The 4,578-nt window shown below is 60.5% G+C and carries 4 protein-coding genes; 2 read left to right on the plus strand and 2 right to left on the minus strand.

The genetic code is table 11. The features are described 5' to 3' along the window. Nucleotides 1–181 precede the first annotated feature (181 nt). A complete protein-coding gene (locus tag ACFQU0_RS16735) occupies nt 182–661 on the minus strand; it encodes a MarR family winged helix-turn-helix transcriptional regulator (RefSeq protein ID WP_382202777.1) in 480 nt (159 codons plus the stop codon). A gap of 333 nt (nt 662–994) precedes the next feature. On the opposite strand from ACFQU0_RS16735, the gene ACFQU0_RS16740 reads away from it, so the two are divergent. Together ACFQU0_RS16740 and ACFQU0_RS16745 are read left to right on the plus strand one after the other, a co-directional pair. Then, nucleotides 995–1,795: an alpha/beta fold hydrolase gene (locus tag ACFQU0_RS16740; RefSeq protein WP_382202782.1), complete on the plus strand. Its 801-nt coding sequence runs from the start codon at nt 995–997 to the stop codon at nt 1,793–1,795. A gap of 53 nt (nt 1,796–1,848) precedes the next feature. Continuing rightward, on the plus strand, nt 1,849–2,841 hold the full coding sequence (locus ACFQU0_RS16745; protein WP_382202779.1) for a Bug family tripartite tricarboxylate transporter substrate binding protein: 993 nt from the start codon (nt 1,849–1,851) through the stop codon (nt 2,839–2,841). 234 nt (nt 2,842–3,075) lie between these two features. On the opposite strand, the gene ACFQU0_RS16750 is transcribed toward ACFQU0_RS16745, so the two are convergent. Then, nucleotides 3,076–3,465 carry a YkvA family protein gene (locus ACFQU0_RS16750; protein WP_382202780.1) on the minus strand — a complete coding sequence of 130 codons (390 nt, stop codon included), beginning with the start codon at nt 3,463–3,465 and terminating at the stop codon, nt 3,076–3,078. Between the last annotated feature and the right edge of the window lie 1,113 nt (nt 3,466–4,578).

Raw genomic sequence — 4,578 nt, forward strand, 5'->3', positions numbered from 1 at the left:
GGCGCAGAGTCGAGTTTGCCAATTGGAGATGCAGTGGGGCCATGCCTTGATTGTCTTTGGGCGGCTTACTGCGACACAACCCTGGGATGAGCAGAGGCAGCTGCTGGGCATGGCCTGAGCGGGCAGCACTACCAATCAAAACGCAGGGTGAGACCTTGTTTTAGCTCAAACATATTGCCCCTCAGAGATGCGCCTCGTGACTCCAATCGGGCGCGTGAGCGCACAGCTTGCTCAACAGCTTGTCGAGTTGCTTGCGCTCGCCTTCTGATAGGCAGTCCATCATCGCTCGCTCGCGCTCGATCAGTCCCGGCATGAAGCTGTCGTGCTGGCGCCGCCCAGCAGCGGTGATGAAGATGATTTGTCGGCGCTGGTCGTCCTGATCAGTCTCGCGCCGAATCAGCTTCTTCTTCTCCAATGCAGTCACAGCCCGGCTGATGTTGTTCTTCAAGTGTCCCGAAAAATCGCAGATGTCGGAGGCCGAGATCCCGTCCCGGTAGTACAGAAAGATCAGCGAGAGGATCTCTGGTCGCGTCAGACCATGGGTGGCCTCGATGGCACGGAAAGAGGGCTCACGGTAGCTGTTGATCATGTACCCCAGCTTGTAGGCATAGGGAATGGCAACCTCATGGAGGATGTCGCTCAGTGGCTTGCGTGCGCTCATGTTTGGGGTGTTGGGTGGTGCAAGTCGTCAGCGCGAATCTTAGCCATTCCACTCTGCGGCCGCAGCCTTCGTCGGTCGTCACGTCCGGGAAAACACCAAGTTTCAATAGGTTCCATATGGAACCAATAAGGCTACACTTCGCCTCCATCCGGTGGCCGTTGGTTGCCTGGCCGGTGTTGTGAATTCATCAACATGCCCGCTTGTGAAGTGACTGCCTCCCCGCCTTGTGACACGTTGTCAAATGCCACCTTGATGCTGGGTACCTCGATCCACCCTGTGTGTGTGGCGCATGTACAGGCCGTGCCTGGCCAGGTGGGGAGGTTGCCGATCGTCATGATCCACGGCGGCTTTCACACAGGGCAGGCCTACCTCGCCTCACCTGACGGAAGGGACGGTTGGGCGCAGCTGTTTGCACGTCGTGGTCACGATGTGTATGTGCCGGATTGGCCATGTCACGGACGCTCGCCCGGGCGTGAAAACATTGCGGCGCTGGGCACGCAGGACATAGCTTCCGCATTGGCCACTGTGTTGGCTGCGGTGGGCCCGGCAATCGTGATTGCGCATTCGGCAGGTGGACCTCTTGCCTGGTGGTTGGCTGAACAGCTGCCAGACCTGGTGCGGGCCGTGATTGGCGTGGCACCCGGTGCGCCCGCCAACCTGGTGCCCGTGTTGCCCGAGGACGCCGAGCATGTCGCTGCCCTGGCTTTTGATCAGGCAGCGGGTTGCCCCGTGTTCTCGCCGCTGGATCAGGCTGTGGTGGCATCCCCAGCTTTTGTGCGCGAGTTCTGGGCGAATGCACCGCGCTTTCCTGCACATGCGTTCGACCGATACGCGGCGACCGTGGTGCCCGAGAGCCCCATTGTGCTGAACGAGCGTTTCAACATCGGTGGCAAGGGCTTGGCGTTGCGTGAGCGCGCGGTGGTGGCAGCGCGTCCCATCCTCGTGATCACAGGCGAACACGACGCCCGCCATCCGCGCCCAGTTGACGAATCCCTTGCCAGTTACTTGAACGCCGACTTCATCTGGTTGCCTGATCTGGGTATCCGCGACAACGGCCACATGCTCATGATCGAAGACAACAGCCACGAGATTGCCCAGGTTCTGTTCGACTGGCTGCGCGGCCAAGGCATTTGAATCAGCCCAACCGCCGGCTCCGCCGGCACCAAACCTCCGAGGAGACACACGACATGACACACAGCCTCAACCGCCGTTCGGCGATGTTCGCCTTAGGTGCCGCAGCATGCGCTGCCGCACCATTGCCAACCTGGGCGCAAGCACCGGCGTACCCGTCGCGGCCCGTCAAAATCATCATGCCCTGGGCTGCCGGTGGTGGCGGGGACGTTCTGGTGCGGGCCATGACCGCGTCGTTGGCGCAGCGCTTGGGGCAACCGGTGATTGTGGAGAACCGACCGGGCGCCATTGGCACCATTGGAAGTCTTGCAGCGGCCAACAGCGCGGCCGATGGCTACACACTCGTTTACGGCACCGCCGATTCGCACTCCATTGCGCCCCACATCCTGAAGGTGCCGCCCTACGATTCGAAGAAGGCTTTTGTGGCGGTGGCGCCCATCGGTTTCACGCCACTGGCGCTGATGGTTCATGCATCGCACCCCGCGCGCAGCTTCAGTCAGTTCATGCAAATGGCCAAAGACGCCAAGGCGCCAATGACCTTTGGCTCCTGGGGGCAGGGCAGTTCGGGGCAGATCGTCATGGAAGCCCTCAAGCAAAAGACCAAGCTGGATCTGCTGCACGTGCCTTACAACGGCACTGCGCCGCTGATGCAGGCGCAATTGGCCAGCCAGATCGATTGCGCCATCGTGCCGGTCCTGGTGGCCGACCAACACGTCAAGGCGGGCACGGTGCGCATCCTCGCTGTCACGGCGCGGGAGCGTTTGACTGGTTTCCCTGACACCCCCATCCTCAAGGAGTTTGGAGTCGAACTCGACATGGGGCCGTGGCTGGGCTTTCTCGCACCAGCTGGCACACCCATTGACGTGGTCAACAAGCTCAATGGTGCGATCACCGCTTCATTGCAAGAACCCCAGGTGGCCGAAGTCATGAAAAAAATGACGATGGTGATCGAGCAGATGTCACCCAACGCCTACCAGCAGTTCTACAACAGCGAATACGACCGCTGGGGTAGCTACATCAAAACAGCCAAGGTGACGGTGGATCAATGAAACGGATTCGGAGCCTTGCTCGTTGGGTCATTGCTTCAAGGCTGTAAGGGGCGGTCTGTACCCAGTGGGTGCCGCTGCAATTGCCCCTGGACTGGGATGAGCAGCGTCAGCTTCTGGACATCGCCTGAGGGATAACCGCCTCCGCCTGATCCACCGGATTTAACTGTTGTGGGCCCCTCCAGCTTCGGCTGCGAGGGGCTTTGTTTTGTCAGAAGCCGTCGACGGCAATCTCAATCAACGGTCTGACCACCACACCCAGGCGCCCAAAAGGGCAGCCATCCACAAGGCGACGATCAATGCCCCGCCGATGCGGCTGGTGGGTTTGCGGCCATGCCGGGCCATCCAATCGTTCGCCTTGGCCCGGCTGTCCTCAATCACCACGGGCGGCAGCAGTTTCACGGCCAGCCAGATCAATGCGGGCAACAGCAGCGCGTCATCGACGTAGCCCAGCACCGGGATGAAGTCTGGAATGAGGTCGATGGGGCTCAGGGCGTAGGCCACCACAAAGGCGCACAAGGCCTTGACGGCCAGCGGTGTCCTGGGATCGCGGTAGGCGAACCAGAGCGTGACGGCGTCGCGTTTGATGCGCCGTACCCAGGTTTTGATGCGGTCGGTGATGCCCATGATCGATGAAGCAGCTTGCCCTCAAAAACCCACAATGTCACCCGCTGGGAGGGCTCACAGAGAAAGGGCCGGAAAAATCAGGTCGAAATGGGGCAGAGAGGGCCCACAGAGAAACCCTAATCGGCCCGGAGCCCGCATGAACTGGGGCTTTGCCAAAAGAAAAGGCCCCCGCGCTGCGGGGGCCTTGTCATACTGGCGGTGGACGTAGTCTGGACCGAACCCGTATCGGCCCGGCGCGGTCGCAAAATCTGCGTTTTCCCTTGTGTTTATTGGTATCCCCAAAACTGAGCGAGCCAAACATGTGCTCAAAACAGCAAGCTACCAAAAAAGGGGCGCGCGCCCGCGCGCATACACGCGTGCGCACAAAAAGGGAACCGGGCTGGGAGTTTGCGAGCCCCCCGCGTCAGTTACAGGTGCCCTGCCTGGTACAGCAAAAAAATTGAGTCATGTTGCGCACCCAACGCATGTGAGCGGGCTCGTCTGAAAGCCAGATGCCGCAGCAATGATGCATACCCGCACGCAGGCGGTTTTCAGGCTGTTTGGCGCGATTTAATCTTGGGCGCGTGGGTGTGGGGTTCCATCTGTCGTTTCTCGATCCACAGGGTCTATTGAGTGGCGTTGCCGGGGTGTTCATGCCTGGCTCATCCCGTGATTGATGAACTGTTGATCTCAGCTTTGCAGCGGCCAGTGCGCCAGGACATGATCACTGACAACATTTTTGAGCACGTCTGATCGTCACGCGTCGGGCAGTGATGTGGCGAAGTTGGAGGACCGCCGGCAACGGCAGATCCTGAGGTAGTTCGAGAACTTGGGCTGAGGCGGACGTGGCCGACTTTTGGGGGGGCTCATACCCAATGGGTCGTGGCTCGCTGGCTTTCTCGGTTCGCGCGTTTGTGGGATGCACCTGATTGTCCCTTGAGCACCGAGGCCCTCCGAACTGCTGCAGCTTGGAGCTTCAACGTTTGGCAGCAATCCAGGGTGGGTGTCACTGGACTGCGTTGTAGAGACTCTGTTGCGCCTGCGCCTGCGCCTGCGGTTGCGGTTGCGGTTGCGGTTGCGGTTGCGGTTGCGGTTGCGGTTGCGGTTGCGGTTGCGGTTGCGGTTGCGGTTGCG

Source organism: Hydrogenophaga defluvii, assembly GCF_042665235.1.
Lineage (GTDB): Bacteria > Pseudomonadota > Gammaproteobacteria > Burkholderiales > Burkholderiaceae_C > Hydrogenophaga > Hydrogenophaga defluvii_A.